23 protein-coding genes are annotated in these 23,509 nt (G+C 61.4%); 10 read left to right on the forward strand and 13 right to left on the reverse strand.

What is annotated here, in order from left to right:
- Positions 1-136 precede the first annotated feature (136 nt).
- The 4 genes from KJF94_RS12700 (at position 137) to KJF94_RS12715 (ending at position 4,447) form a co-directional block, all read left to right on the forward strand.
- The gene (locus tag KJF94_RS12700; RefSeq protein WP_214383869.1) at positions 137-1,438 is read left to right on the forward strand and encodes an OprD family porin; all 1,302 of its coding nucleotides are present in this window, start codon (positions 137-139) and stop codon (positions 1,436-1,438) included.
- A gap of 285 nt (positions 1,439-1,723) precedes the next feature.
- Positions 1,724-2,542, forward strand: a complete 819-nt coding sequence (locus KJF94_RS12705) for an NAD-dependent epimerase/dehydratase family protein (protein WP_214383871.1) — start codon at positions 1,724-1,726, stop codon at positions 2,540-2,542.
- A gap of 53 nt (positions 2,543-2,595) precedes the next feature.
- Complete coding sequence (locus tag KJF94_RS12710; RefSeq protein WP_214383873.1) at positions 2,596-3,483, forward strand: SMP-30/gluconolactonase/LRE family protein; 888 nt, start codon at positions 2,596-2,598, stop codon at positions 3,481-3,483.
- A gap of 85 nt (positions 3,484-3,568) precedes the next feature.
- Positions 3,569-4,447: an aldose 1-epimerase gene (locus KJF94_RS12715; RefSeq protein ID WP_214383875.1), complete on the forward strand. Its 879-nt coding sequence runs from the start codon at positions 3,569-3,571 to the stop codon at positions 4,445-4,447.
- Here the strand turns inward: KJF94_RS12715 and KJF94_RS12720 are convergent.
- The 13 genes from KJF94_RS12720 to pedF form a co-directional block, all read right to left on the reverse strand.
- A complete protein-coding gene (locus KJF94_RS12720; RefSeq protein WP_214383877.1) occupies positions 4,432-6,159 on the reverse strand; it encodes a PAS domain-containing hybrid sensor histidine kinase/response regulator in 1,728 nt (575 codons plus the stop codon). The genes KJF94_RS12715 and KJF94_RS12720 overlap by 16 nt on opposite strands.
- On the reverse strand, positions 6,143-7,306 hold the full coding sequence (gene ercA / locus KJF94_RS12725) for an alcohol dehydrogenase-like regulatory protein ErcA (RefSeq protein ID WP_214383879.1): 1,164 nt from the start codon (positions 7,304-7,306) through the stop codon (positions 6,143-6,145). The genes KJF94_RS12720 and ercA overlap by 17 nt, the downstream gene beginning before the upstream one ends.
- A 222-nt stretch (positions 7,307-7,528) precedes the next feature.
- Complete coding sequence (gene pqqE / locus KJF94_RS12730) at positions 7,529-8,671, reverse strand: pyrroloquinoline quinone biosynthesis protein PqqE (RefSeq protein WP_214383881.1); 1,143 nt, start codon at positions 8,669-8,671, stop codon at positions 7,529-7,531.
- Positions 8,649-8,921 (reverse strand): pyrroloquinoline quinone biosynthesis peptide chaperone PqqD, encoded by a 273-nt coding sequence (gene pqqD, locus KJF94_RS12735; RefSeq protein WP_214383883.1) that lies wholly within the window; start codon positions 8,919-8,921, stop codon positions 8,649-8,651. The genes pqqE and pqqD overlap by 23 nt, the downstream gene beginning before the upstream one ends.
- On the reverse strand, positions 8,918-9,655 hold the full coding sequence (gene pqqC / locus KJF94_RS12740) for a pyrroloquinoline-quinone synthase PqqC (RefSeq protein WP_214383885.1): 738 nt from the start codon (positions 9,653-9,655) through the stop codon (positions 8,918-8,920). The genes pqqD and pqqC overlap by 4 nt, the downstream gene beginning before the upstream one ends.
- Positions 9,656-9,791: 136 nt before the next feature.
- Positions 9,792-10,706 carry a pyrroloquinoline quinone biosynthesis protein PqqB gene (gene pqqB, locus KJF94_RS12745; RefSeq protein ID WP_214383887.1) on the reverse strand — a complete coding sequence of 305 codons (915 nt, stop codon included), beginning with the start codon at positions 10,704-10,706 and terminating at the stop codon, positions 9,792-9,794.
- Positions 10,707-10,761: 55 nt separating this feature from the next.
- Complete coding sequence (gene pqqA / locus KJF94_RS12750; RefSeq protein ID WP_003253598.1) at positions 10,762-10,833, reverse strand: pyrroloquinoline quinone precursor peptide PqqA; 72 nt, start codon at positions 10,831-10,833, stop codon at positions 10,762-10,764.
- Positions 10,834-11,057: 224 nt separating this feature from the next.
- Positions 11,058-12,578 carry an acetaldehyde dehydrogenase ExaC gene (exaC, locus tag KJF94_RS12755; protein ID WP_214383888.1) on the reverse strand — a complete coding sequence of 507 codons (1,521 nt, stop codon included), beginning with the start codon at positions 12,576-12,578 and terminating at the stop codon, positions 11,058-11,060.
- A 311-nt stretch (positions 12,579-12,889) separates the two neighbouring features.
- Positions 12,890-14,668, reverse strand: a complete 1,779-nt coding sequence (locus KJF94_RS12760) for a PQQ-dependent methanol/ethanol family dehydrogenase (protein ID WP_214383890.1) — start codon at positions 14,666-14,668, stop codon at positions 12,890-12,892.
- A gap of 273 nt (positions 14,669-14,941) precedes the next feature.
- The gene (locus tag KJF94_RS12765; protein WP_214383892.1) at positions 14,942-15,880 is read right to left on the reverse strand and encodes a quinoprotein relay system zinc metallohydrolase 1; all 939 of its coding nucleotides are present in this window, start codon (positions 15,878-15,880) and stop codon (positions 14,942-14,944) included.
- 16 nt (positions 15,881-15,896) lie between these two features.
- Positions 15,897-16,658, reverse strand: a complete 762-nt coding sequence (locus KJF94_RS12770) for a quinoprotein dehydrogenase-associated SoxYZ-like carrier (protein ID WP_214383894.1) — start codon at positions 16,656-16,658, stop codon at positions 15,897-15,899.
- Positions 16,655-17,533: a substrate-binding periplasmic protein gene (locus KJF94_RS12775; RefSeq protein ID WP_214383896.1), complete on the reverse strand. Its 879-nt coding sequence runs from the start codon at positions 17,531-17,533 to the stop codon at positions 16,655-16,657. Before KJF94_RS12775 ends, KJF94_RS12770 begins: the two co-directional genes overlap by 4 nt.
- Before the next feature lie 3 nt (positions 17,534-17,536).
- Complete coding sequence (pedF, locus tag KJF94_RS12780) at positions 17,537-17,998, reverse strand: cytochrome c-550 PedF (RefSeq protein ID WP_214383898.1); 462 nt, start codon at positions 17,996-17,998, stop codon at positions 17,537-17,539.
- Positions 17,999-18,237: 239 nt separating this feature from the next.
- On the opposite strand from pedF, the gene KJF94_RS12785 reads away from it, so the two are divergent.
- From KJF94_RS12785 to KJF94_RS12810, 6 genes are all read left to right on the forward strand, one after another.
- Positions 18,238-19,422: an ABC transporter substrate-binding protein gene (locus KJF94_RS12785; RefSeq protein WP_214383900.1), complete on the forward strand. Its 1,185-nt coding sequence runs from the start codon at positions 18,238-18,240 to the stop codon at positions 19,420-19,422.
- 30 nt (positions 19,423-19,452) lie between these two features.
- A complete protein-coding gene (locus KJF94_RS12790; protein ID WP_214383902.1) occupies positions 19,453-20,412 on the forward strand; it encodes a YVTN family beta-propeller repeat protein in 960 nt (319 codons plus the stop codon).
- Complete coding sequence (locus KJF94_RS12795) at positions 20,409-21,140, forward strand: ABC transporter ATP-binding protein (protein WP_214383904.1); 732 nt, start codon at positions 20,409-20,411, stop codon at positions 21,138-21,140. The genes KJF94_RS12790 and KJF94_RS12795 overlap by 4 nt, the downstream gene beginning before the upstream one ends.
- The gene (locus KJF94_RS12800) at positions 21,137-21,928 is read left to right on the forward strand and encodes an ABC transporter permease (RefSeq protein ID WP_214383906.1); all 792 of its coding nucleotides are present in this window, start codon (positions 21,137-21,139) and stop codon (positions 21,926-21,928) included. Before KJF94_RS12795 ends, KJF94_RS12800 begins: the two co-directional genes overlap by 4 nt.
- 228 nt (positions 21,929-22,156) lie before the next feature.
- Positions 22,157-22,714 carry a PQQ-dependent catabolism-associated CXXCW motif protein gene (locus KJF94_RS12805; RefSeq protein ID WP_214383908.1) on the forward strand — a complete coding sequence of 186 codons (558 nt, stop codon included), beginning with the start codon at positions 22,157-22,159 and terminating at the stop codon, positions 22,712-22,714.
- A gap of 56 nt (positions 22,715-22,770) precedes the next feature.
- On the forward strand, positions 22,771-23,436 hold the full coding sequence (locus KJF94_RS12810) for a response regulator transcription factor (RefSeq protein ID WP_214383910.1): 666 nt from the start codon (positions 22,771-22,773) through the stop codon (positions 23,434-23,436).
- The last annotated feature ends 73 nt before the right edge of the window (positions 23,437-23,509 follow it).

A 23,509-nucleotide genomic window follows, 5' to 3' on the forward strand; every position in this document is an offset into this window, starting at 1 on the left:
TCACGTTCGTCGCACGCTCAAGTCATCGTATAACTTCCGGTTGACAACCCGTTAAACCCTCGCAAATAATCGCCCCCATGTTGTACGACGACGTATGACAACAATAAAAACAACAAGAAACAACGGGAGCGTCACAGTGAGCAAGCACGTCCGTAATTCCTTCGCCTGCACCCCTCGCCCAACCTTCGCACGCCGCCATACCCTGAGTTTGATCGGTTGCAGCAGCCTGGCCGTACTCGCCATGCCCATGACCAGCAACGCCGAAGGATTCGTCGATGACGCCAAGGCCACGCTGAACCTGCGCAACGCCTACTTCAATCGCAACTACACCAACCCGGCCTACCCCCAGGGCAAGGCTGAAGAGTGGACGCAAAACTTCATCCTCGACGCCAAGTCCGGCTTCACTCCGGGCCCGGTCGGTTTCGGCGTGGATGTGCTCGGCCTGTACTCGCAGAAGCTCGATGGCGGCAAAGGCACGGGCGGCACCCAGTTGCTGCCGATCCACGACGATGGCCGTCCGGCAGACAATTTCGGCCGCATGGGCGTGGCGCTGAAAGGCAAAATCTCGAAGACCGAATTGAAGGTCGGGGAATGGATGCCGGTGCTGCCGATCCTGCGCTCCGATGATGGTCGCTCGCTGCCGCAAACCTTTCGCGGCGGCCAGGTGACGTCCACCGAGATCAGCGGCCTGACGCTCTACGGCGGTCAGTTCCGTCAGAACAGCCCGCGTAACGATGCGAGCATGGAAGACATGTTCATGAACGGCAAATCGGCAGCCTTTACCTCGGACCGTTTCAACTTCGGCGGCGGTGAATATGCGTTCAACGAGAAGCGTACCCAGGTCGGTGTCTGGTACGCAGAACTCAGCGACATCTATCAACAGCAATATTTCAACCTGAGCCACAGCCAGCCCATTGGCGACTGGACCCTGGGCGCCAACCTCGGTTACTTCATCGGCAAGGAAGACGGCAGTGCCCTGGCCGGCGACCTCGACAACAAAACCGCGTTCGCCATGCTCTCGGCCAAGTACGGTGGCAACACCTTCTATGTCGGCCTGCAAAAACTCAGCGGCGATGATGTCTGGATGCGCGTCAACGGCACCAGCGGCGGCACCCTGGCCAACGACAGCTACAACTCCAGCTATGACAATGCCAAGGAGAAATCCTGGCAGCTGCGTCATGACTACAACTTCGTGGCGCTCGGCATTCCCGGCCTGACCATGATGAACCGCTACATCAGCGGCGATAACGTGCACACGGGTGTCATTACCGACGGCAAGGAATGGGGTCGCGAATCGGAACTGGCCTACACCGTCCAGAGCGGCCCGCTGAAAAACCTCAACGTCAAATGGCGCAACGCGAGCATCCGCAAAGACTTCAGCACCAATGAATTCGATGAGAACCGGATTTTCGTCAGCTATCCGATTTCGTTGTTGTAAAACCTTTAGAAGGCGGGACAACCCCTGTGGCGAGGGAGCTTGCTCCCGCTCGGCTGCGAAGCAGTCGCAAAACCGGACAATCCGGTCTTCCTGAAGGATTGCAGGGGCCGCTTCGCGACCCAGCGGGAGCAAGCTCCCTCGCCACAGGAGTGCACTTGATAACCCTCCGTCCATTTCCACAAAAGTCGCGTTGACAAGACCCGGAAACCCTAACGATACTTCGGCAAAGTCGTACGACAACCTACAACGAATTCAACAACAATAATTTTGCGCCCAGGAACTGCCATGACCACTACGCCCAACGCCCCCTTCAATCGCCTGCTGCTGACCGGTGCCGCCGGTGGCCTCGGTAAAGTCCTGCGCGAAAGCCTGCGGCCTTATGCCAATGTGATTCGCCTGTCAGACATCGCCGACATTGCACCCGCCATCGATGACCGCGAAGAAGTCGTGACCTGCGACCTCGCGGACAAGCAAGCGGTGCATCAACTGGTCGAAGGCGTGGACGCGATCCTGCACTTCGGCGGCGTCTCGACGGAGCATTCGTTCGAAGACATCCTCGGCGCCAACATCTGCGGCGTATTCCACATCTACGAAGCCGCGCGCCGCCATGGCGTGAAGCGGGTGATTTTCGCCAGTTCCAACCACGTCATTGGTTTCTATAAACAGGATGAAGTAATCGACGGCCGTTCTCCTCGCCGCCCGGACAGCTACTACGGTTTGTCCAAGTCCTACGGCGAAGACATGGCGAGCTTCTACTTCGATCGCTACGGCATCGAGACCGTCAGCATCCGCATCGGCTCTTCGTTCCCTGAACCGCAGAACCGTCGAATGATGAGCACCTGGTTGAGTTTCGGCGACCTGACCCATTTGATCGAGCGCGCCCTGTACGCCCCGAACGTCGGCCACACCGTGGTCTACGGCGCCTCCGATAACAAGAAGGTCTGGTGGGATAACCGCTATGCTACCGCCCTGGGTTACGCACCACAGGACACGTCTGAAGTGTTCCGCGAAAAAGTCGAAGCCCAACCGATGCCGGCCGCGGATGACCCGGCCATGGTTTATCAGGGTGGTGCCTTTGTCGCGTCCGGCCCTTTCGGCGACTGAACCCCCTTGTTTCACTTGATCCCCAAAACAAAAAACCAAGGGAATGAGTCGCCATGCAAGCCGAATTGATTGTCGATGCCCGAAACGGGGTCGGTGAAAGCCCGGTCTGGGTTTCCGAGGAAAACGCCCTGTACTGGGTCGATATTCCCGCCGGGGGCCTGCAACGCTGGAGTGCCGAAACAGGCCATGTCGAGGCCTGGACCGCGCCGGAAATGCTCGCCTGCATCGTGCGCAGTCCTGACGGCAGTTGGGTCGCCGGAATGGAAAGCGGGTTCTTCCGCCTTCATACGCACAACGACGGCAGCCTCGACAGTGAATTGCTGGCGCACGTCGATCACGCCCGCACGGACATGCGCCTCAACGATGGCCGTTGTGACCGTCAGGGGCGCTTCTGGGCCAGCAGCATGGTGCTGAACATGGGTGCCAATGCGGCCGACGGCGCGCTGTATCGCTACAGTGCCGGACAACGCGGGCCGCTCGATGCGCAACTGGGTGGATTCATCGTGCCCAACGGCCTTGGCTTCAGCCCGGATGGCCGCACGATGTACCTGTCGGACTCGCATCCCTCGGTCCAGCAAATCTGGGCTTTCGATTACGACGCCGACAGCGGCACACCGTCCAGCCGGCGGCTGTTTGTCGACATGCATCAGTTCCCCGGTCGCCCCGACGGCGCCGCGGTAGACGCCGACGGCTGCTACTGGATCTGCGCCAACGACGCCGGGCTGATCCACCGTTTTACCCCCGATGGCCGCCTCGATCGCTCCCTCGCCGTTCCCGTGAAAAAACCGACCATGTGCGCCTTCGGTGGCAGTCGACTGGACACGTTGTTCGTGACCTCGATCCGCCCCGGTGACGACCACGACCCACAGTCACTGGCCGGGGGCGTGTTCGCCCTTGATCCTGGTGTGACAGGTTTGCCGGAACCTCGCTTCAACCACTGATTGAAAACGCGTTACCTGTAGGAGCCGCCCGCAGCAAGCCGGCTCCTACAAATTATCCCCGTACTCATTCCTATCGCGGGTCAACATGACGCCAACACTGCTCGAACTCAACGACGAATTCACCCTCCTCACCCTCGCCCCCGAACTGGGTGCGAGCATCGTCAACTGGACCGTGCGCAGCTCGGGGCAGCCGCTGTTGCGCCACAGTGACGTTCACGCGCTGAACACCGGCCTGCCGGGCAAGCTCGGCTGCTTTCCCCTGGTGCCATGGTCGAACCGCATTTCCGACGGTGGTTTCGATCGCCCGGATGGCTGGCTCGCGCTCGAGCCCAACAGCCTCACCGATCCGCTGCCGATTCACGGCAACGCCTGGCAGCAGCCGTGGCAGGTGGTTTCGCAGACGCAGGATGAAGTCGTCCTGCAACTCGACAGCACCACGCCGTTCGCGTATCGCGCCCGGCAGCGTTTGCATCTGAGCGACGGCAAACTGAGCATCGAGTTGCACGTCACGCATCTGGCCGAGCGCGCTGCGTGGCACGGTCTGGGCTTGCACCCGTATCTGCCGCGCACCGCTGGCACGCGGTTGCAGGCAAAAGCCGGGCAAGTCTGGTTATGCGACGCTGCCAAACTGCCCACACACCTGAGCTCATTGCCGGCCGATTGGGACTTTCAGCAACTCAAGGCTTTGCCCGACACGCTGGTCGACAACGGTTTCTGCCAATGGGATGGTCATTGCCTGATCCAGCAACCCGACCTCGGTTATGAACTGGAATGCCAGGCCAGCGGCAGCGATTACTACCTGCTCTACTGCCCGGTTGACCTGGCATTTTTCTGCATCGAACCCGTGAGCCACCCAGTCAATGCGCACCACTTGCCCGGCCGACCGGGACTGGTGTTGCTGGAGCAAGGTCAATCCGCCGAGCTGGGTTTCAGCCTGCAATACCGCGCCTACCCCAATAGCTGACTCAGCACTGCGCGCAACTTGCCGGGTTTCACCGGTTTGTTCAGCAACGGCGCATCCAGTCGCTGCAAGGAGCGCCGGCACTGATCGGTGCGGTCCGCGGTGATGATCACCGCCGGAATGGTCTGGCTGAAATGCTCGCGCAAGTGTCGTACCACCTCACACCCCACCACCCCGTGATCGAGGTGATAGTCCGCCAGAATCAGTTCCGGCGCCTGGCCCTGCAACGCCGCCAGTGCCGAGGTTTCGTCGGTGGCGACGACCACTTCGCAACCCCACTGCCCGAGCAATGCGCTCATGCTTTCCAGAATGCTCACTTCATTGTCCAGCACCAGCAACCGCCGGCCCGGCAACGGATTGCCGGTACCCGGCTGGGGCGCCGCGAGGCTGATGGGTAACGGAACCTCATGGGAAATCGGCACCTCAATGCTGAACATCGAACCGCGTCCCGGCAGCGAATGCACCTGGATCCGGTAGTCGAGGATCTTGGCGATGCGCTCGACGATTGCCAGCCCCAGCCCCACACCTTTGCGGTCGGCGGCGCGGCCGACGTCCAGTTGATTGAACTCAAGGAAGATCGAGTCGAGGCGATCCACCGGGATCCCGCGCCCGGTGTCCCAGACTTCCAGACGCAGTCGGTCACCGCGGCGCCGGGCCCCGAGCAGGATGCTGCCCTGATCGGTATAGCGGCAGGCGTTGCTGAGGAAGTTGCGCAGGATGCGTGTCATCAGCCGCAGGTCTGTGCGAATGGCGAAATCGCCCATGTGCACGCGCAAACGCAACCCGGCCGCATCGGCCACTGACCGAAACTCGGACACCAGCGGCGCGAGCAATTCATCGAGGCGGTACAACGCGACATCCGGTTTGACCGCGGCCTGATCGAGTCGGGAGATGTCCAGCAAATCGGTGAGCAAATCTTCCGCCCCTTCCAGGGCCTGATGGGTGCGTTCAACCAGCACCTGTTCGACGTCCGGCAGTTTGCGCTCACGCAAGGTCGAGATCAGCAAACGCGCGGCGTTGAGGGGTTGCAGCAGGTCATGACTAGCGGCGGCAAGGTATTTGTCCTTGCTGCGATTGGCGGCCTCGGCAGCGTCACGGGCATCGCGCAAGTCTTGGGCAATCTGTTTACGCTGGGTGATCTGCTGTTGCAGGTTGCGGTTGGCTTCCAGCAATTCGTCGGTGCGCGCGGTGACCCGCTGCTCCAGTTCGTCATTGAGTTGTTGCAGGCGCTGCTGGGCGAATTTGCGTTCGGTGATGTCGGCGACAAAACCCTCCACCAGCCCTTCCTGGTCGGGTTTTAGCAGCAGGTTCATCAGCACGTCGAGGCTGGTGCCGTCCTTGCGCCGCAACTGGGTTTCATAGCCGTGCAAGCTGCGCTCGCGCTGGAGCATTTCACGGATCTTCTCCAGCTCTTGAGCGCCGCCGACAAACAGGTTGCTCGCCAGGTCGGCCAGCGAAAACAGCACCTCTTGCGGGTCCTGATAGCCAAGCATCCTCGCCAGGGCCGGGTTGGCGGCACGCATGCCTTCCATGAGGCTGGCCTGGAAGATCCCGTGGACGGCGTTTTCGAACAGCCATTTATAGCGATTGCGCTCGGCTTCCAGCTCGTCGAGCCGCGCGGCGAGTTCCGGGTAATGACTCTTGCGCGCCGAGTGGCTGCCTAATCCGAGTAACCCGGCCAGCGCGCGTTGTTGTTCGTCAGAGGGCTTCGCCATAGACGACCTCGACATCGCGCTGACTGGATTCGCGCGGGTTGGTCAGGATGCACGGGTCGTGCATGGCGTGTTGCGACAGGAACGGGATGTCCGCCGTGCTGACGCCGTGCAAACCGAGAGTTTCGTGGAAACCGATGGCGTGTTTCAACGCGATCAGATGCTCAACCAGACGCCCGCAGATCTGCCGGTGATTGAGGCCACGGCAATCGATGCCGAAAGTCTCGGCGATCACCTTGAAGCGATCCGGCGCCGAACTGTAGTTGAACGCCACCACGTGCTCCACCAGCACCGCGTTGCACAAACCGTGCGGCAAGTCGAGAAAACCGCCGAGGCTGTGGGACATGGCGTGCACCGCGCCGAGGATCGCGTTGGAGAACGCCAGCCCGGCCTGCATGCTGCCGAGCATGATCTTCTCGCGCAGGGCGATGTCGCTCGGGTTGGCGATCATCTGCACCAGGTTGCCGTTGATCAGGCGCATCGCTTCCAGCGCGTGGGGGTCGGTCAAGGGTCCGTGACCGGTGGACACGAAGGCTTCGATGGCATGCACCAACGCGTCGATGCCGGTACAGGCCGACAGGAACGGGTCCATGCTCAGGGTGGTTTCCGGGTCGATCAGCGACACGTCCGGCACCGCCGCTTTGCTGACGATGGAGAACTTCATGCGTTCTTGCTGGTTGGAAATGATCACGAACTGCGAGACGTCCGCCGAGGTGCCCGCGGTGGTCGGAATCAGGATCAGCGGCGGGCTGGGCACGCGGATGGTGTCCACCCCTTCGAACTCGAGAATGCTGCGCCCGTGAGCGACGACAATACCGATGCCTTTGCCGCAATCCATCGGGCTGCCGCCGCCGACGGCGACGATCACATCGCAGTGGTTTTCCTTGTACAGCTCTGCGCCGAGCATGACTTCCTCGACCCGTGGGTTGGGCGAAACGTCGCTATACAGAAAGTAATCGATGCCCTGGGCTTGAAGGCTGGCCTCGACATCGGCGACCCAACCGGCGGCGATCACGCCGGGATCGCTGACCACCAGGACCTTGCGGGCGCCAAAGGTCTTGGCGCAGTTGCCGACGTTATGCCGACAGCCGGCACCAAAGATGATTTCAGGGGAAACGAATTTACGCAGCTGGCTGAGACTATGGCTCATTGGAAAGCCTGTTTTTATTGTTTTGGAAGGTAAGAGCCACACTAACCCATCCGGCTGTGAATGCAATCAGACCAATGGGTACTCTGAGTTCACCGCAGATCCCTGTGGGAGCGGGCTTGCCCGCGAAGGCGGTCTGACAGTCGACATCAATGTTGAATGTGCTGCCCTCATCGCGGGCAAGCCCGCTCCCACAGGGTTCCGCGCTGGACTTACCTATTCGATTCATCCGCGGTAGATCAGCCGAGAAGCCTTCTCGTTACGCAACGTCAGGTGCTCCATCCCCAGCCCCGGCGCATCCGCCTCCTCACGCGCCTTGAGAATCACACCGTGGTGCGGCGACTTGCTGCACACCGGGTCGGCATTGGCGGCATCACCGGTCAGCATGAATGCCTGGCATCGGCAGCCGCCGAGGTCCTTGTGCTTTTCATCGCAGGAGCGGCACGGTTCCTTCATCCAGTCGTCGCCGCGAAAGCGGTTGAAACCGAAGGAATCGGTCCAGATGTGCTCGATGCTGTGCTCGCGCACATTGGGAAACGTCACCGGCAATTGCCGGGCGCTATGACAGGGCAACGCGGTGCCGTCCGGGGTGATGTCGAGGAACAGATTGGCCCAGCCGTTCATGCAGGTCTTGGGACGCTCTTCGTAATAATCCGGGGTGACGAAGATCAGCTTGCACGGATGGCCCTGCGCCTCAAGCCGTTGGCGATACTCATTGGTGATGCGTTCGGCGCGCTGCAATTGCTCGCGGGTCGGCAACAGGCCCACGCGGTTGAGCTCGGCCCAACCATAGAACTGACACGTGGCCAACTCGACGAAATCCGCTTCCAGTTCAAGACACAGGTCAATGATCTTCGCGATCTCGTCGATGTTGTGCCGATGGGTGACGAAGTTCAGCACCATCGGATAACCCTGGGCTTTCACCGCGCGGGCCATGGCGAGCTTCTGCGCAAATGCCTTGCGCGAGCCGGCGAGCATGTTGTTGACCGCTTCGTCGGCGGCCTGGAAGCTGATCTGGATGTGGTCGAGCCCGGCGACCTTGAAATCACGGACTTTCTGCTCGGTCAGACCGATGCCCGAGGTGATCAGGTTGGTGTAGTAACCCATGTCCCGTGCGGCTTTGATCAACTCCGCCAGGTCCTGGCGCACCAACGGCTCGCCGCCGGAAAAGCCCAGTTGTGCGGCGCCCATTTCCCGCGCCTCACGAAACACGCGAATCCATTCTTCGGTACTCAGCTCTTCGCCTGATTTGGCAAAGTCCAGCGGGTTGGAGCAATACGGGCATTGCAGCGGACAACGATAAGTCAGCTCCGCCAACAGCCACAGCGGCGGCCCCGGACGCGACTCATTCGATCCAGAATTGAGCATGAGCCACCTCCAGAAATGCCAGCACATCCTCGTCGATCCCCTGCACACCGGGAAAACTCGCCGAGAGTAAATCAATGATCGCCGCCACACTGCGTCGACCGTCCAGCAGATCGAGAATCTGCCCGGCACTGGCGTTGAGTTTGATCATGCCTTCGGGGTACAGCAGCACATGGCAGTCCTGACGTGGCTCCCACTGCAAGCGAAAACCCTGGCGCAACGTCGGTGACTGCGCACGTTTGATCAGGCTCACAGCGCGATCCCCCGATGCCAGGCGCGCTCGGTTGTCACCGTGTGATACGGCGGGCGTTCCAGCTCGTAGGCCATGCTCATGGCGTCGAGCATGCTCCACAGCACATCGAGTTTGAACTGGAGGATTTCCAGCATCCGCTGCTGGCCTTCGACGGTGACGTAATGCGCCAGGGTGATGCGCAAACCGTGCTCGACATCACGCCGCGCCTGACTCAGGCGCGTGCGGAAATAGTCGTAGCCGGCGACGTCAATCCACGGGTAATGCGTTGGCCAGGCGTCGAGCCGCGATTGGTGGATCTGCGGTGCGAACAGCTCGGTCAGCGAACTGCTGGCCGCTTCCTGCCAGCAGGCGCGACGGGCGAAATTGACGTAGGCGTCCACGGCGAAACGTACGCCGGGCAATACCAGTTCCTGGGACAGAATCTGTTCACGATCCAGGCCCACTGCTTCACCGAGGCGCAGCCAGGCTTCGATTCCACCTTCACTGCCGGGCACACCGTCGTGGTCGAGAATCCGTTGCAGCCATTCACGGCGCACGTCGCGGTCCGGGCAGTTGGCCAGAATCGCGGCATCCTTGAGCGGAATGTTGATCTGGTAGTAGAAGCGGTTGGCGACCCAGCCTTGAATCTGCTCGCGAGTGGCGCGCCCGGCGTACATGGCTTGGTGGAAGGGGTGATGGATGTGGTAGTACGCGCCTTTGGCGCGCAGGGCGGCTTCGAATTCGGTGGGGGTCATCGGGGGTTAGTCATTGCGGGGCTCCGGTAAAACTGCGGTGTCTGGTCTGGCCTCATCGCTGGCAAGCCAGCTCCCACAGGTTTTGTGTACACCGCAGAACCCTGTGGGAGCTGGCTTGCCACGATGGGGCCAACGGCTACAACTCAATACTCATGCCGTCATAAGCCACTTCGATGCCCCGCCGCTCCAGCAACGCCCGCTCAGCGGAGTCTTCATCGAGGATCGGATTGGTGTTGTTGATGTGGATCAGCACCTTGCGCTGGCGGCTGAAACCCTCCAGCACTTCAAGCATGCCGCCCGATCCGCTTTGCGGCAGGTGGCCCATCTCACTGCCCAGGCTTTGGCCGACTTCACACACGCGCATCTCGTCATCGCGCCACAACGTGCCGTCCAGCAACAAACAATCGGCGCGTTGCATCCAGCTCGACACCTCATCGTCGATCTGGCCCAGGCCCGGCGCATAGAACAACGACGCCCCGGTGCGCAGGTCTTCGATGAACAGGCCAATGGTGTCGCCCGGTTGAGGATTGCCGCGATTGGGTGAATAAGGCGGCGCGTTGCTGACCAACGGAATCGCCCGAAACTGCAAATGCTTGCACGCCGCGATCTTGAACGGCTCGCGGTCCAGCCCCACGGGTTGCCACTGCAAGCCGCCGTTCCAGTGTTTGAGCATGGTGAACAACGGGAAACCGCTGCTCAGGTCTTCATGAACCCGCTCGGTGCACCACACCGAATGCGGGCAGCCTTCGCGCAGGCTCAACAGACCGGTGCAATGGTCGATCTGGCTGTCCATCAGGACCACGCCGGCAATCGCCGTGTCGCGCAAGCGGCGGGCCGGTTGCAGCGGCGCGAAACTCTCGAGTTGCGCGCGGATGTCCGGGGAAGCATTGCACAGAATCCAGTCCACACCGTTGTCGCTCAGGGCAATGGAAGACTGCGTACGCCGTTGCGCCCGCAGGCTGCCGTTGCGCATCCCGGCGCACTGGCGGCAATTGCAGTTCCATTGCGGAAAACCACCGCCAGCGGCGGAACCGAGAACGCGAATGTGCATGGGCAATGCTCCAGAAGGCAGGCCCGGCCAACGCAGCGGCTGGCCGGGTGCACGATCAGCGGTTGGCGAAATACATCGTTACTTCGAAGCCAATGCGCAGATCGGTAAACGCGGGTTTAGTCCACATGGGTCAATCCTCTTCTTGTGCCGGACGATTCCGGTAAAGCCATTAATGCACGGGGCGGCAGGTGACCGAATGCTACTTTCGAAGGAGGTTGTGGGGTGCGTTGGTAGGGGGTGTTGCGGGGTGTCAGACACGGCCATTCGCGGGCAAGCCTCGCTCCTACAGATCACATAAACCTGTAGGAGCGAGGCTTGCCCGCGAAGGCCGTTACACGATCTCGTGTCGGATCAGAAGAACCCTAGCGGATTGATGTCGTAGCTCACCAGCAGGTTTTTGGTCTGCTGATAGTGGTCGAGCATCATCTTGTGGTTTTCACGGCCGACACCGGACTTCTTGTAACCACCGAACGCAGCGTGCGCCGGGTACAGGTGGTAGCAGTTGGTCCACACGCGACCGGCCTTGATCGCCCGGCCCATGCGGTAGGCGCGGTTGATATCGCGGGTCCACAGGCCGGCGCCGAGGCCGAACTCGCTGTCGTTGGCAATCGCCAGGGCTTCGGCTTCGTCCTTGAACGTGGTGATTCCCACCACCGGGCCGAAGATTTCTTCCTGGAACACGCGCATTTTGTTGTGGCCCTTGAGCAGGGTCGGCTGGATGTAGTAACCCGTCGACAAGTCGCCCTCAAGGCGTTCGGCCGCGCCGCCAGTGAGCAGCTCGGCGCCCTCCTCCTGGGCGATTTTCAGGTACGAGAGAATCTTGTCGTATTGCTGCTCGGACGCCTGGGCGCCGACCATGGTTTCGGTATCCAGCGGGTCGCCGCGCTTGATCTTGACGATCTTTTTCATCACCACTTTCATGAAGTCGTCGTAGATCGATTCCTGCACCAGAGCCCGGGACGGACAGGTGCAGACTTCGCCCTGGTTGAAGAACGCCAGCACCAGGCCTTCGGCGGCTTTCTCGATGAACTGCGGCTCGGCTTGCATGATGTCTTCGAAGAAGATGTTCGGCGACTTGCCGCCCAGTTCAACGGTGCTCGGAATGATGTTCTCGGCCGCGCATTTCATGATGTGCGCACCAATCGGGGTGGAACCGGTGAAGGCGATCTTGGCGATGCGCTTGCTGGTGGCCAGCGCCTCACCGGCTTCGCGACCGAAACCTTGCACGATGTTCAACACACCGGCCGGCAGCAGATCGGCGATCAGTTCGGCGAAGATCATGATCGACAACGGCGTCTGCTCGGCCGGTTTGAGCACCACGCAGTTACCGGCCGCGAGCGCCGGGGCGAGTTTCCACGCGGCCATCAGCAGCGGGAAGTTCCACGGAATGATCTGCCCGACCACGCCCAGCGGCTCGTGGAAATGATAGGCGGTGGTCAGCTCGTTGATCTCGGCGGCGCCGCCTTCCTGCGCGCGGATGCACCCGGCGAAGTAGCGGAAATGGTCGGCGGCCAGCGGCACGTCGGCGTTCAGGGTTTCGCGCACGGCCTTGCCGTTATCCCAGGTTTCGGTGACGGCGAGGATTTCCAGATTCTGCTCGATGCGGTCGGCGATTTTCAGCAGCACCAACGAGCGATCCTGCGCCGAGGTCTTGCCCCAGGCATCGGCAGCGGCGTGGGCGGCGTCGAGGGCCTTGTCGATGTCGGCGGCACTGGAGCGCGGGAACTCGGCGATCACTTCACCGGTGACCGGCGAGGTGTTTTTGAAGTATTCGCCATTGACCGGCGCGACGAACTCGCCGCCGATGAAGTTGCCGTAGCGCGCCTTGAACGTGACGACGGCGCCTGGTGTTCCGGGTTGTGCGTAGATCATGGTGAGCCTCTGTCTGGGTCGATGCCTGTCGGCAAACAGGCGATGAACCGATAGTAGAGAGCCTCGCGTGCCGAACGAATGCGCCGTTGGCAGGGGGGCTCTCGTTATTTGGTAGTAGAAGGTGCCGCAGGGTCAGCAGGCTTTTGTGGCGAGGGAGCTTGCTCCCGCTGGAGTGCGAAGCGCTCCCAAACCCAGACGCTGCGGATTATCTGTCACACCGCGTTGGCCGGTTTTACGACTGCTTCGCAGCCGAGCGGGAGCAAGCTCCCTCGCCACAGGTAGGTCATTACCACCGGGTTGTGGTGGCTGAGTTAATGCTTGGCCACCACGAGGTCTTTCGGCAACTTGAAGGTCCAGAGCATGCCGCCCTGGTTGAAGTCCTTGATGCGCTTGGCCACCTCGCCGCCCCACAGCGGTACGGCGCCACCCCAACCGGACAGCACCGAGACGTACTGCTCGCCGTCCATTTCCCAGGTCACGGGCGAACCCAGCACGCCGGAGCCGGTCTGGAACTCCCAGACCTTCTCGCCGGTCTTGGCGTTGAACGCCTGGAGGAAACCTTCCGGCGTACCGGTGAACACCAGGTTGCCCTTGGTGGTCAGCACCCCGCCCCACAGCGGCGCGAAGTTCTTGTGACGCCAGACTTCCTTGCCGGTTTTCGGGTCGATGGCGCGTAGCACGCCGATGTAGTCTTCGTTCAACGGCTTGATGGTGAATCCGGCACCGAGGAACGCCGCGCCTTTCTTGTAGGCGATGCCCTCGTTCCAGATGTCCATGCCCCACTCGTTGGACGGCACGTAGAACAGCCCGGTGTCCTTGTTGTAGGCCATCGGCATCCAGTTTTTCGCACCGAGGAACGCCGGGGCGACGAACACCGAGCCGCCTTTGGCTTCAGTGCCCGGTGCGCCGGGACGGCTGGCCTCGTTGTAGATCGGCCGGCCCTCTTTATCGAGGCCGGTGGCCCAAGTGATCTTGTCCACGAACGGGAAGCCGCGGATGAACTTGCCGTTGGTGCGGTCCAGCACATAGAAGAAACCGTTACGGTCAGCGGTCGCGGCAGCTTTGATTTCTTTACCGCCTTCGGTGTAGTTGAACGAGACCAGCTCGTTCACGCCGTCATAGTCCCAACCGTCGTGAGGCGTGCTCTGGAAGTGCCATTTGATCGTGCCGTCGTCCGGGTTAAGTGCCAGACGCGACGATGAGTAAAGGTTGTCGCCAGGACGCAGGTGCGAGTTCCATGGCGCCGGGTTGCCGGTGCCGAACAGCAACAGATTGGTTTCCGGGTCGTAGTAACCGCCAAGCCAAGGCGCCGCGCCGCCGGTTTTCCACAGATCGCCCGGCCAGGTCTTGCCCGCTTCACCACCGGAAATGCCGTTCTCCACCGCTTTACCGTCCTTGTAGACGTAGCCCATGTGGCCTTCGACGGTTGGGCGGCTCCAAAGCAGGTCGCCGTTTTTCGGGTCGTAGGCTTCGATCTTGCCGACCACCCCGAACTCGCCACCGGCCACGCCGGTAATCAGTTTGCCGTTGATCACCAACGGCGCGGCGCTGATCGAATAGCCTTCCTTGTGGTCGGCGACTTTCTTGCTCCAGACGACTTTGCCGGTGTCTTTGTTCAGGGCCACGAGTTTGGCGTCGAGGGTGCCGAAGAACACCAGGTCGCCGTACAGCGCCACGCCCCGGTTGATCACGTCGCAGCACGGGCGGATGTCATCGGGCAGACGCGCATCGTATTGCCAGAGCTTCTTGCCGGTGCGCGCGTCCACCGCAAACACCCGCGAGTAGGAGCCGGTCATGTACATCACGCCGTCCTTGATCATCGGCTGTGCTTGCTGACCGCGTTGTTTTTCGCCGCCGAAGGAGAACGCCCAGACCGGCCGCAAGTCCTTCACGTTGTTGACGTTGAGGGTGTCGAGCGGACTGTAGCGCTGACCCTGGACGCCCAGACCGTTGGTGACGATCTGCTCCGGGTTCTTGGGGTCCTGGAGAATGTCCTGGTCGGTGACGGCGGCCAATGCCGTGCCGGACAACAGCATGGCACTGAGCAACAGGCTCAAGACGAAGGGTTGGCGACGTACGGGTTGGGTCATGACGGCTGCCTCTGCGGTTTTTGTTATACCCGGGAAATTTTCCCGGTCTGGTGCAGATTCTTGGGCGCCGCCGCCCTTCCAACAATTGCCCGCAGTGCTGAGATTGCTAGTTCCTTAGTAGCGGGTCGGAGGAGATGAATACCGGATTTCCTGATCGACATCGGTCCCCTGTGGGAGCGAGCCTGCTCGCGATGAGGCCAGAACATTCAACATTAATGATGCCTGACACACCGCCATCGCGAGCAGGCTCGCTCCCACAGGGTTCTGTGTTGTTCATTTGTTTGCGGCGGAATCGACTCGGGTCATCTGTGCGCGCTCGTAGCGCGGGTAGAGATGACTGACGCTGCGGATCAGTTCATAGCGGCTCAGGCTGATCGCCGCGAACCGTTCGGGGATGGGACTACGGATCATCTCGCCCATATCGCTGCCATTGGCCGCGCCGTCACGCATCAGTTGATCGAGCCAGCCAAGGTAGTCGCGCATTTGCTCGAACGGTTTTGCGTCCGTGGCCAGCGGGCCATGGCCGGGCACAATCATTGTCCACGGCAAGCCCTGCAGTGTCGCAATGTCCGCCAGCCACACCGACAATCCCGGACTGTTGGGCGTGGTCAACGCCCGTTGGTAAAACACCAGATCCCCGCCAAACAGCACGCCGGTTTTCTGGTCGAGAATAGCCAGATCAGCGCCGGTGTGCCCACCCAGGCTCAGCAGGCGCAGATCGTGATCCCCAAAATTTCGCACGCCCGGTGTCAGCGTCTCGGTCGGCAACACCACTTCGGTGCCACGCATCCAGTCACCCACCAGCCGGTACATGTTCTCGGCCATGGCGTCGCCCTGCTGCCCAAGTAACTCAGTCGTGCCGGCCAACGCGCCGATCGGCACGTCACTGAAGGCTTGATTACCCAGCACATGGTCCGGGTGATGATGCGTCAGCAACACCTGGATCACAGGTTTATCGGTGGTCGCGGCGATCACTTTGCGCATACTTTCGCCGTAACGCTTCGACGGCCCGGTATCGATCACCACCACACCGCGTTCGGTGACGATGAACGCGGTGTTGACGATATTCCCACCGTTGCCCTTGGCGAAATTGTCGGTGCTGCCTTCCAGTAGCCAGGTGTCTGCGGCGATCTGGCGAGGCTTGAGTGAATAGTCGAGATCGGCCAGCGCAGGAAGGCTCAGGCTCATGAACAACAGCAGCATCCAGCGCATCACGCGTTCCTCTGAGTCAGGGTATGGCCGCATCAAACTGGTTGCCGCTGTTGTCGCGCAACGACAAGCGCGTCTGCCCTGCCCCTTCGATGTCGAACGCCAGGTTGGGGTTTTCGCTGACGGCGGGAAACAGTTCGAGGCGGGCCAGCAACTGATCGTTGTGATCCCGCAGCTCGGCATGGTTGATGAAAAACTCCGGGATGCCACCGACCATGCCGTTGTCCATCGGGTGCGCCACCTGCAAACGCAAGCGGCTGAATTCGCCACGGGGATAGCGCCCACCGATGACTTCGCCAATGTGCTCTTCCCAACCCGGCTGGGTGCGCACCACGCTCGGCGCCGTGCAACCGCCGCCCGCCGCATCGATCAGGGTCGAGCCGACATGCCACAGCCCGTCGCGGGTCAGGACCGCTGCACGCAACGGCGTGGCTTGTTCGATACGGATGCGGATCGACAGCCACGGCAGCACACGATCCAGCGGTTGAAAATCGACAATTTTCGGCAACGGATTGAGTTCGGCCCACGCAAGGATTTTTACCACCTCGCCCTTGAACGCCCGGGCGTCGATTTCCAGCGGCACTTGTCGGGCGTCTTCGGCGAACGGCGGCGTCAGCAGCTTGACCCGCTCGTCGAATACGAACGGCGCATCGCCAAGCATCTGCTTGTGATAGAAGGCCCACATGACCGAGGGCACCGGGTCTTTCCCCGGCTCGATGGCTGCCGCGTGCGCGGCCAAGGGTAGCCAACAGGCCAACAGACAACGCACGCTCCAGTTCACTGTTGATACATCTCCGGCACGTCATACCGCAGGCCGTAACGGGCATAAATGGCTTTCACCGCGCCTTCGCGGATCAAGGTTTCCAGCGCCTCTTCCACGGCATAGGCCAACTGACGATTGCTTTCGTGCACCGCCATGCCGATCTCCCAGAGTTGCTTGCCCATGTTCGGATAGGCGTTTTCCGCCAGCGCGAGTTGCGGGTCCGCCGCCTCGTGAACCTGCCAGTCGATCTCGCCGCGCATCGCCATGACCGCGTCGACTTCACCGGCCTTCATGGCCGCGAACGCCTGGGGCACGCCGGGGTAGTGGCGGGTTTTGCCGGCGAGCATGCCGTTGAAAATCGAGGTCAGGTAGAACGACGGCACGCTGTCGACCTCGACGCCAATCGGGTGGTGCTCGAACACCGCAACACTGCCCACCGACTCGAGCCGACGGCGGTCATAAGCGACTTGCCATTGCTCGTTCTGGTACGGACCGAACATCACCACATGGCCGTTTTCCAGTTCACCCAGTTCGTTGCGCTTGCGCGCGTAATCCTGGTCATAGGGCACGCGCATCATCAGGTCGGCCAATTGCAGATCGTGCAACTGACTGGCGCGCCAGATGTAGTCGCGCAGGTCGTCGTCGAGCTTCTCGCCGGCGGGCGCCCAGATCAGTTTCAAATGAACGCCAAGGGCTCTGGCCAAGGCCTCGGCCAGCTCGACATCCACGCCACGGGGCTGGCCGGCGTCTTCGAAACTGTAGGGGGCGAAGTCTTTGTAGACCGCCACCTTCAGCTCCCCGGCGGCGATCATTTCGTCATAGGTACGGACCTGCGCCTGCACCGCCTGGCAGCACAGCAGCACGGCGCTGATCAACACAGCGAGCAGGCGCATGCATTACTCCTCGACGTGAACGCTGTCCAGGTAAGTGCGCACAGCCCACAGGGCTTCCTGACTCAGGTAATCGGCCATCTTCGGCATGTACACCCGGCCGTCCCGTACGGCACCGTTGCGGACCCGTTCGACGAACCATTCATCACCGGCGTCGCCGACATCGAGCATGCGCAAATCGGGAGCGATGCCGCCGGACTTGGCTTCCAGGCCATGACAGGCCGCGCAGTTCTGGTTGTAGGCCGATGAGCCGATTTCCACGGCTTTGTCGTGCTCGGGTGTCGTACGGTAAGGGTTTACCGCCGCCCAGCCATCGCCATCAACCTGTACGCCGGCGTCCTTGATCGGGGTCAGGCCCTTGGTTTCGACGGCTTGTGGAACCACGTTGCCGTGGGCCCAGACAGAACCTGCACTGATAAAACCGGCCAGCAGTCCGGCAACGAGCAAGGCGTTGCGTTTTGTTGTCATTGTTATGCCCTCAGGATTGCACGCAAAACCTCTTGGCAGAGGCTATGGCAACCATCTTAGGAAGCGTTTCGCGCCAGCCCCATGCTGCTTTGGTGGCCGCCGTCTAGTTCCTTGGTAGTAGGGCAATTGGCCGACACTCGGACGCGTTACGACCTTGGTACTGGCCCATCAGTACTTTCTGCATATTTCCCCACCCGCTCATGCTTCCTATGCTGGCGCTACCTGTAATGGAGTGCCTTATGCGCCAGCTTGCCCCTTACGCCCTGATCTATCTGCTGGCGATTGCCTGCGCCGCCGGGCTGGCGACCCAGAGTCAGGCGGCCGACGCGCCCTTGCAGGTGCAGATCGGCTACCTGGGTTTTCGCCCTGATCCGGGGCCGCTACTGTCCAACGTCATTCCCGAGCCGGTCGATGCCGGAGGGCGTGGCGCCGAACTGGCGATCACCGACAGCAACAGCACCGGGCGTTTTCTCAATCACAGTTACAGCCTGGCCAGCGTCAACGCCGACAGCCCGGAGGCCTTGCTTGAGGCGGCCACGGCTCAACACGCGCAAGGTCTGCGCCTGTTTGTGGTAAACGCGCCAGTGGCCAGCCTGCGCCAACTCAGCGCCGCCCTGCCTGACAGTTTGCTGTTCAACGCCGGCAGCCCGGATGACAGCCTGCGCACCACCGACTGCTTGCCGAACGTGCTGCACACGCTGCCGAGCCGGGCGATGCTGGCCGATGCGCTGGCGCAATTTCTGGTGGTGCGCAAATGGCAACGGGCGCTGCTGATCGTCGGCCCGACCGCTGACGATCAAGCCTATGCCGCCGCCCTGCGCCGTGCGGCGAAACGCTTCGGCGTGCAACTGGTCGCGGAAAAGGCCTGGAGTTTCGATAACGACCAGCGCCGCAGCGCCCAGGCCGACATGCCGCTGTTCACCCAGACCGCCGAGTACGACGTGGTGCTGGTGGCCGATGAACGCGGTGACTTCGGCGAATACGTGCCCTACCAGACCTGGTATCCGCGCCCGGTGGCCGGCACTCAAGGCCTGACCCCGGTCGGTTGGCACAAGACCGTGGAAACCTACGGCGCCGCACAATTGCAAAAGCGCTTCGAAGCCATGGCCGGGCGCTGGATGAACGACCGCGACTTTGCCGCGTGGATGGCTGTGCGCAGCATCGCCAGCGCAGTGAGCAAACTGCGTCAGACCGATCCGACGGCGATCCGTACGCTGGAAATCAGCGATCAATTGCCGCTGGACGGTTTCAAGGGTCGCAAGCTCAGTTATCGCCCTTGGAACGGCCAGTTGCGCCAACCGATCCCCATCGTCCAGCCGCGGGCGCTGGTCAGTACCTCGCCGCAGGACGGCTTTCTGCACCCTTTCAACGAAATGGACAGCCTCGGTTACGACAAGCCGGAGGTCAGCTGCCGCTTTCCCTGATATTGCCTCCACAACAATAAGGAATCTGCCATGCGCCGCACCCTGCTTTCATGCGCCCTGCTACTCACTGCCGGGCAGGCCGCGGCCAGCACCGCCTGGGTCTCGAACGAGAAAGACAACAGCCTCAGCCTGATCGACATGCAGACCTTGCAAGTCACCGACACCCTGCCCGTCGGCCAGCGCCCACGCGGTCTGCTGCTGTCCCACGACAGCAAGCTGCTGTACATCTGCGCCAGTGATTCGGACCGGGTGCAAGTGATGGATGTCGCCACGCGCAAGATCATCAAGGAACTGCCTTCGGGCAAGGACCCCGAGCAATTCGCCCTGCACCCGAACAATCGCTGGCTCTACGTTTCCAACGAGGACGATGCGCTGGTGACGGTGATCGACACTGAAACTTCCAAGGTGCTGAGCCAGATCAACGTCGGCGTCGAACCCGAAGGCATGGCGGTCAGCCCTGACGGCAAGTGGGCGGTGAACACCAGTGAAACCACCAACATGCTGCACTGGATCGACACCAGCACTCAGACCCTGGCCGACAGCACGCTGGTGGATCAGCGACCGCGTTTCGTCGAGTTCGCGCCCGATGGTTCGAAGCTCTGGGCCTCGGCGGAAATCGGCGGCACGGTGACCATTCTCGATGTCGCGACCCGCCAGGTGCTCAAGACCCTGAACTTCCAGATCAAAGGCGTACACCCGGACAAGGTTCAGCCGGTGGGCATCAAACTCAGTGCCGACGGCAAGTATGGTTTCGTCGCGCTCGGTCCGGCCAATCATGTGGCGGTGATCGATGCCAGGACCTTCGAAATCCTCGACTATCTGCTGGTCGGCCGACGCGTCTGGCAGATGGCGTTTACCCCGGATCAGAAGCAATTGCTGGCGACCAATGGTGTCAGCGGCGATGTGTCGGTGATCGATGTCGACAGCCTCAAGGTCAGCAAATCGGTGAAGGTCGGGCGCTATCCGTGGGGCGTGGTGGTGACGCCATGAACGCACTGGAAGTCAGCGACCTGAGCTTTGCCTATGGCTCGCGGGAGGCGTTGCGCCAGGTGAGTTTCTGCCTGGAGCCGGGGCGTTTCGCGGCGCTGCTGGGGCCCAACGGTGCAGGAAAATCGACCCTGATCGCGCTGCTCACCCGGCTCTACGATTTGCAGCGGGGCGACATCCGCGTCGGAGGCTTCTCGCTGCGCAATGAGCCGCGCCCGGCGCTGAGGCAATTGGGTGTGGTGTTCCAGCAAAGCACCCTGGACCTGGACCTCAGCGTTGAGCAGAACCTGCGGTATCACGCCGCGCTGCATGGGATGTCGCGGCGCCAGACCAACTTGCGGGTCGACGCCGAACTGGCCCGGCAAACGCTGACCGAACGCCGGCGCGAGCGAGTGCGCGAACTGAATGGCGGGCATCGTCGCCGGGTGGAAATCGCCCGCGCGCTGCTGCATGAGCCACGCCTGTTGCTGCTCGACGAGGCGAGCGTCGGCCTCGACCCGGCCAGTCGCCTGGCACTCAATCAACACATCCGCAATTTGTGCCGCGAGCAATACATCAGTGTGCTCTGGACCACCCATTTGCTGGATGAAGTGCAGCCCAGCGATGATTTGCTGATTCTTCACCAAGGGCATTTGGTGGCCAGCGGACAAGCCGACGCCCTGAGCCTGGAACACGGCGGCGACCTCGGTTGCGCCTTCGCTCGCCTGACGACCTCTGGAGCCGCCCGATGAATGCTTACTGGCAATGTTTCAGCGGCATCGTGCTGCGCGAATGGCTGCGTTTCGTGTTGCAGCGCACGCGGTTTCTCAGTGCGCTTGTCCGGCCGTTGCTGTGGCTACTGGTGTTCGCCGCCGGTTTTCGCGCGGCCCTGGGCATTGCCATTATCGAGCCCTACGACACGTACATCCCGTATGAGGTCTACATCATCCCTGGCCTGGCCTGCATGATTCTGCTGTTCAATGGCATGCAAGGTTCATTGTCGATGGTCTACGACCGGGAGATGGGCAGCATGCGCGTGCTGCTGACCAGCCCCCTGCCCCGGACATTCCTGCTGTGCAGCAAATTGTTGGCAACGTCGTTGATTTCGCTGTTGCAGGTGTATGCCTTTCTGGCGATTGCCTGGGTGTACGGCGTGCAACCACCGGCCATGGGGCTGTTGATCGCTTTGCCGGCGTTGTTGCTGGTTGCGTTGATGCTCAGCGCGCTGGGCCTGTTGCTGTCGAATGCCATCCGTCAGTTGGAAAACTTCGCCGGGGTGATGAATTTCGTGATCTTCCCGTTGTTCTTCCTGTCCTCGGCGCTGTATCCGCTGTGGAAGATGCGTGAGTCCAGCGAGTGGTTGTACGGGTTGTGTGCGTTGAACCCGTTTACCCATGCGGTGGAGCTGGTGAGGTTCGCGTTGTATGAACGCTTCAATCCGTTGGCGCTGGCGGTGTGTGTGGGGCTGACATTGTTGTTTGCCCTGCTCGCCGTGCTCACCTTCAACCCGCAGCATGCCGCCTTGCGCAAAGCCAACTGACCACACAAGTCCCCTGTCGGAGCGGGCTTGCCCGCGATGGCGCCCGCACATTCAACATTAATGTCGACTGAAAGATCGCTATCGCGGGCAAGCCCGCTCCCACAGGGGATCTGTGCTGAACACAGGGGTGAAATTACTACTTTAGTACTGGTTTTCCTGTCTATCGTCGCATTCCCAACGCACCGGGACTGGCATGTAATGGGTTCATAACTATAAGGATTGAACCCCATGCCGCGTGCCCGACGTCGTCTGCTACGCCCTTCTCTCGCTGCGCTGTCGCTGAGTTTGTTGCTGGGCGCCGCGCAGGCCGAGACACCGCTGTTCTCCGCCGAAGGCTATCGCATCGGCCTCTACCGCAGCCCGACCCCGAATCAACTGCAAGGCGCATCCATCATCGATACGCCGGCCCTGCAAACCCTGCTCACCCAGACACCACGCCCGGTGCTGATCGACGTCTATCGCCGTCAATGGCTGCAAGGGCGCTTCATCGAAGACCAGCCCCATGAGAACCTGCCCGGCAGTCATTGGCTGGCCAATACCGGCGATGGCGACCTGACGCCCGACTGGCAGGGCTATTTTGCGCGTAACCTGAACACATTGACCGCGGGCGATCTTGCGCAACCGCTGGTCTTCTACTGCCGCTCCGATTGCTGGTTGAGCTGGAACGCGGTCAAGCGCGCCGCCGCCATGGGTTATAAGACTCTGTATTGGTATCGCGATGGCCTGGATGCCTGGCAAGCGGCGAACCTGCCCGTGGCGCCCGCCCGGCCCGAACCCTTTCCCTGACCTTTACGCGTGCGTGTTGTTGCCACACCATAATCAAAATAATGAGGTGAAAGGCTATGTACAAAATTCTGATTGCCGACGATCACCCGCTGTTTCGCGAAGCCATTCATAACGTCATCAGCGATGGTTTCCCGGGCACCGAAGTCATGGAAACCGCCGACCTCGACAGTGCCCTGGCGCTGACTCAGGAACATGACGACCTGGACCTGATCCTGCTCGACCTGAACATGCCGGGGATGCACGGCCTCAATGGCCTTATCAACCTGCGCAACGAGGCGCCGACCATCCCGGTGGTGATCGTCTCCGCCGAGCAGGACAAGCAGATCGTGCTGCAAGCCATCACCTATGGTGCGGTGGGTTTCATCACCAAATCCTCGCCGCGGGTGCAAATGACCGAGGCGATCCAGCAGATTCTCAACGGCAACGTCTACCTGCCGCCGGACATCATCCGCACGCAAAAAAGCGGCACCCACCGCCGGATGAACGATAACCCGAGCTTCCCGCAGGAGCTGCTCCAGGCCCTGACCCGCAAGCAGTTGCTGGTGCTGGAACGCATGACCAAGGGCGAGTCGAACAAACAGATCGCCTACACCCTGGAAATCGCCGAAACCACGGTCAAGGCCCACGTCTCGGCGATCCTGCGCAAACTCAACGTGCACAACCGGGTGCAGGCGATCCTGAGTGCCGGGGATATTGATTTCGGCTCTTATCTGCGGCGTTGAATGTTGGGATTCCCCAATCTCTGTGGCGAGGGAGCTTGCTCCCGCTGGGTCGCGAAGCGGCCCCCTGCAAACT

The organism is Pseudomonas hormoni, assembly GCF_018502625.1.
In the GTDB taxonomy this organism is placed as follows: domain Bacteria; phylum Pseudomonadota; class Gammaproteobacteria; order Pseudomonadales; family Pseudomonadaceae; genus Aquipseudomonas; species Aquipseudomonas hormoni.

Coding starts and splice junctions, on each gene's coding strand:
- KJF94_RS12705 (WP_214383871.1), top strand. CDS start 1,724: ATGACCACTACGCCCAACGCCCCCTTCAATCGCCTGCTGCTGACCGGT.
- KJF94_RS12710 (WP_214383873.1), top strand. CDS start 2,596: ATGCAAGCCGAATTGATTGTCGATGCCCGAAACGGGGTCGGTGAAAGC.
- KJF94_RS12715 (WP_214383875.1), top strand. CDS start 3,569: ATGACGCCAACACTGCTCGAACTCAACGACGAATTCACCCTCCTCACC.
- KJF94_RS12720 (WP_214383877.1), bottom strand. CDS start 6,159: ATGGCGAAGCCCTCTGACGAACAACAACGCGCGCTGGCCGGGTTACTC.
- ercA (WP_214383879.1), bottom strand. CDS start 7,306: ATGAGCCATAGTCTCAGCCAGCTGCGTAAATTCGTTTCCCCTGAAATC.
- pqqE (WP_214383881.1), bottom strand. CDS start 8,671: ATGCTCAATTCTGGATCGAATGAGTCGCGTCCGGGGCCGCCGCTGTGG.
- pqqC (WP_214383885.1), bottom strand. CDS start 9,655: ATGACCCCCACCGAATTCGAAGCCGCCCTGCGCGCCAAAGGCGCGTAC.
- pqqB (WP_214383887.1), bottom strand. CDS start 10,706: ATGCACATTCGCGTTCTCGGTTCCGCCGCTGGCGGTGGTTTTCCGCAA.
- exaC (WP_214383888.1), bottom strand. CDS start 12,578: ATGATCTACGCACAACCCGGAACACCAGGCGCCGTCGTCACGTTCAAG.
- KJF94_RS12760 (WP_214383890.1), bottom strand. CDS start 14,668: ATGACCCAACCCGTACGTCGCCAACCCTTCGTCTTGAGCCTGTTGCTC.
- KJF94_RS12765 (WP_214383892.1), bottom strand. CDS start 15,880: ATGCGCTGGATGCTGCTGTTGTTCATGAGCCTGAGCCTTCCTGCGCTG.
- KJF94_RS12775 (WP_214383896.1), bottom strand. CDS start 17,533: ATGCGCCTGCTCGCTGTGTTGATCAGCGCCGTGCTGCTGTGCTGCCAG.
- pedF (WP_214383898.1), bottom strand. CDS start 17,998: ATGACAACAAAACGCAACGCCTTGCTCGTTGCCGGACTGCTGGCCGGT.
- KJF94_RS12785 (WP_214383900.1), top strand. CDS start 18,238: ATGCGCCAGCTTGCCCCTTACGCCCTGATCTATCTGCTGGCGATTGCC.
- KJF94_RS12790 (WP_214383902.1), top strand. CDS start 19,453: ATGCGCCGCACCCTGCTTTCATGCGCCCTGCTACTCACTGCCGGGCAG.
- KJF94_RS12795 (WP_214383904.1), top strand. CDS start 20,409: ATGAACGCACTGGAAGTCAGCGACCTGAGCTTTGCCTATGGCTCGCGG.
- KJF94_RS12800 (WP_214383906.1), top strand. CDS start 21,137: ATGAATGCTTACTGGCAATGTTTCAGCGGCATCGTGCTGCGCGAATGG.
- KJF94_RS12805 (WP_214383908.1), top strand. CDS start 22,157: ATGCCGCGTGCCCGACGTCGTCTGCTACGCCCTTCTCTCGCTGCGCTG.
- KJF94_RS12810 (WP_214383910.1), top strand. CDS start 22,771: ATGTACAAAATTCTGATTGCCGACGATCACCCGCTGTTTCGCGAAGCC.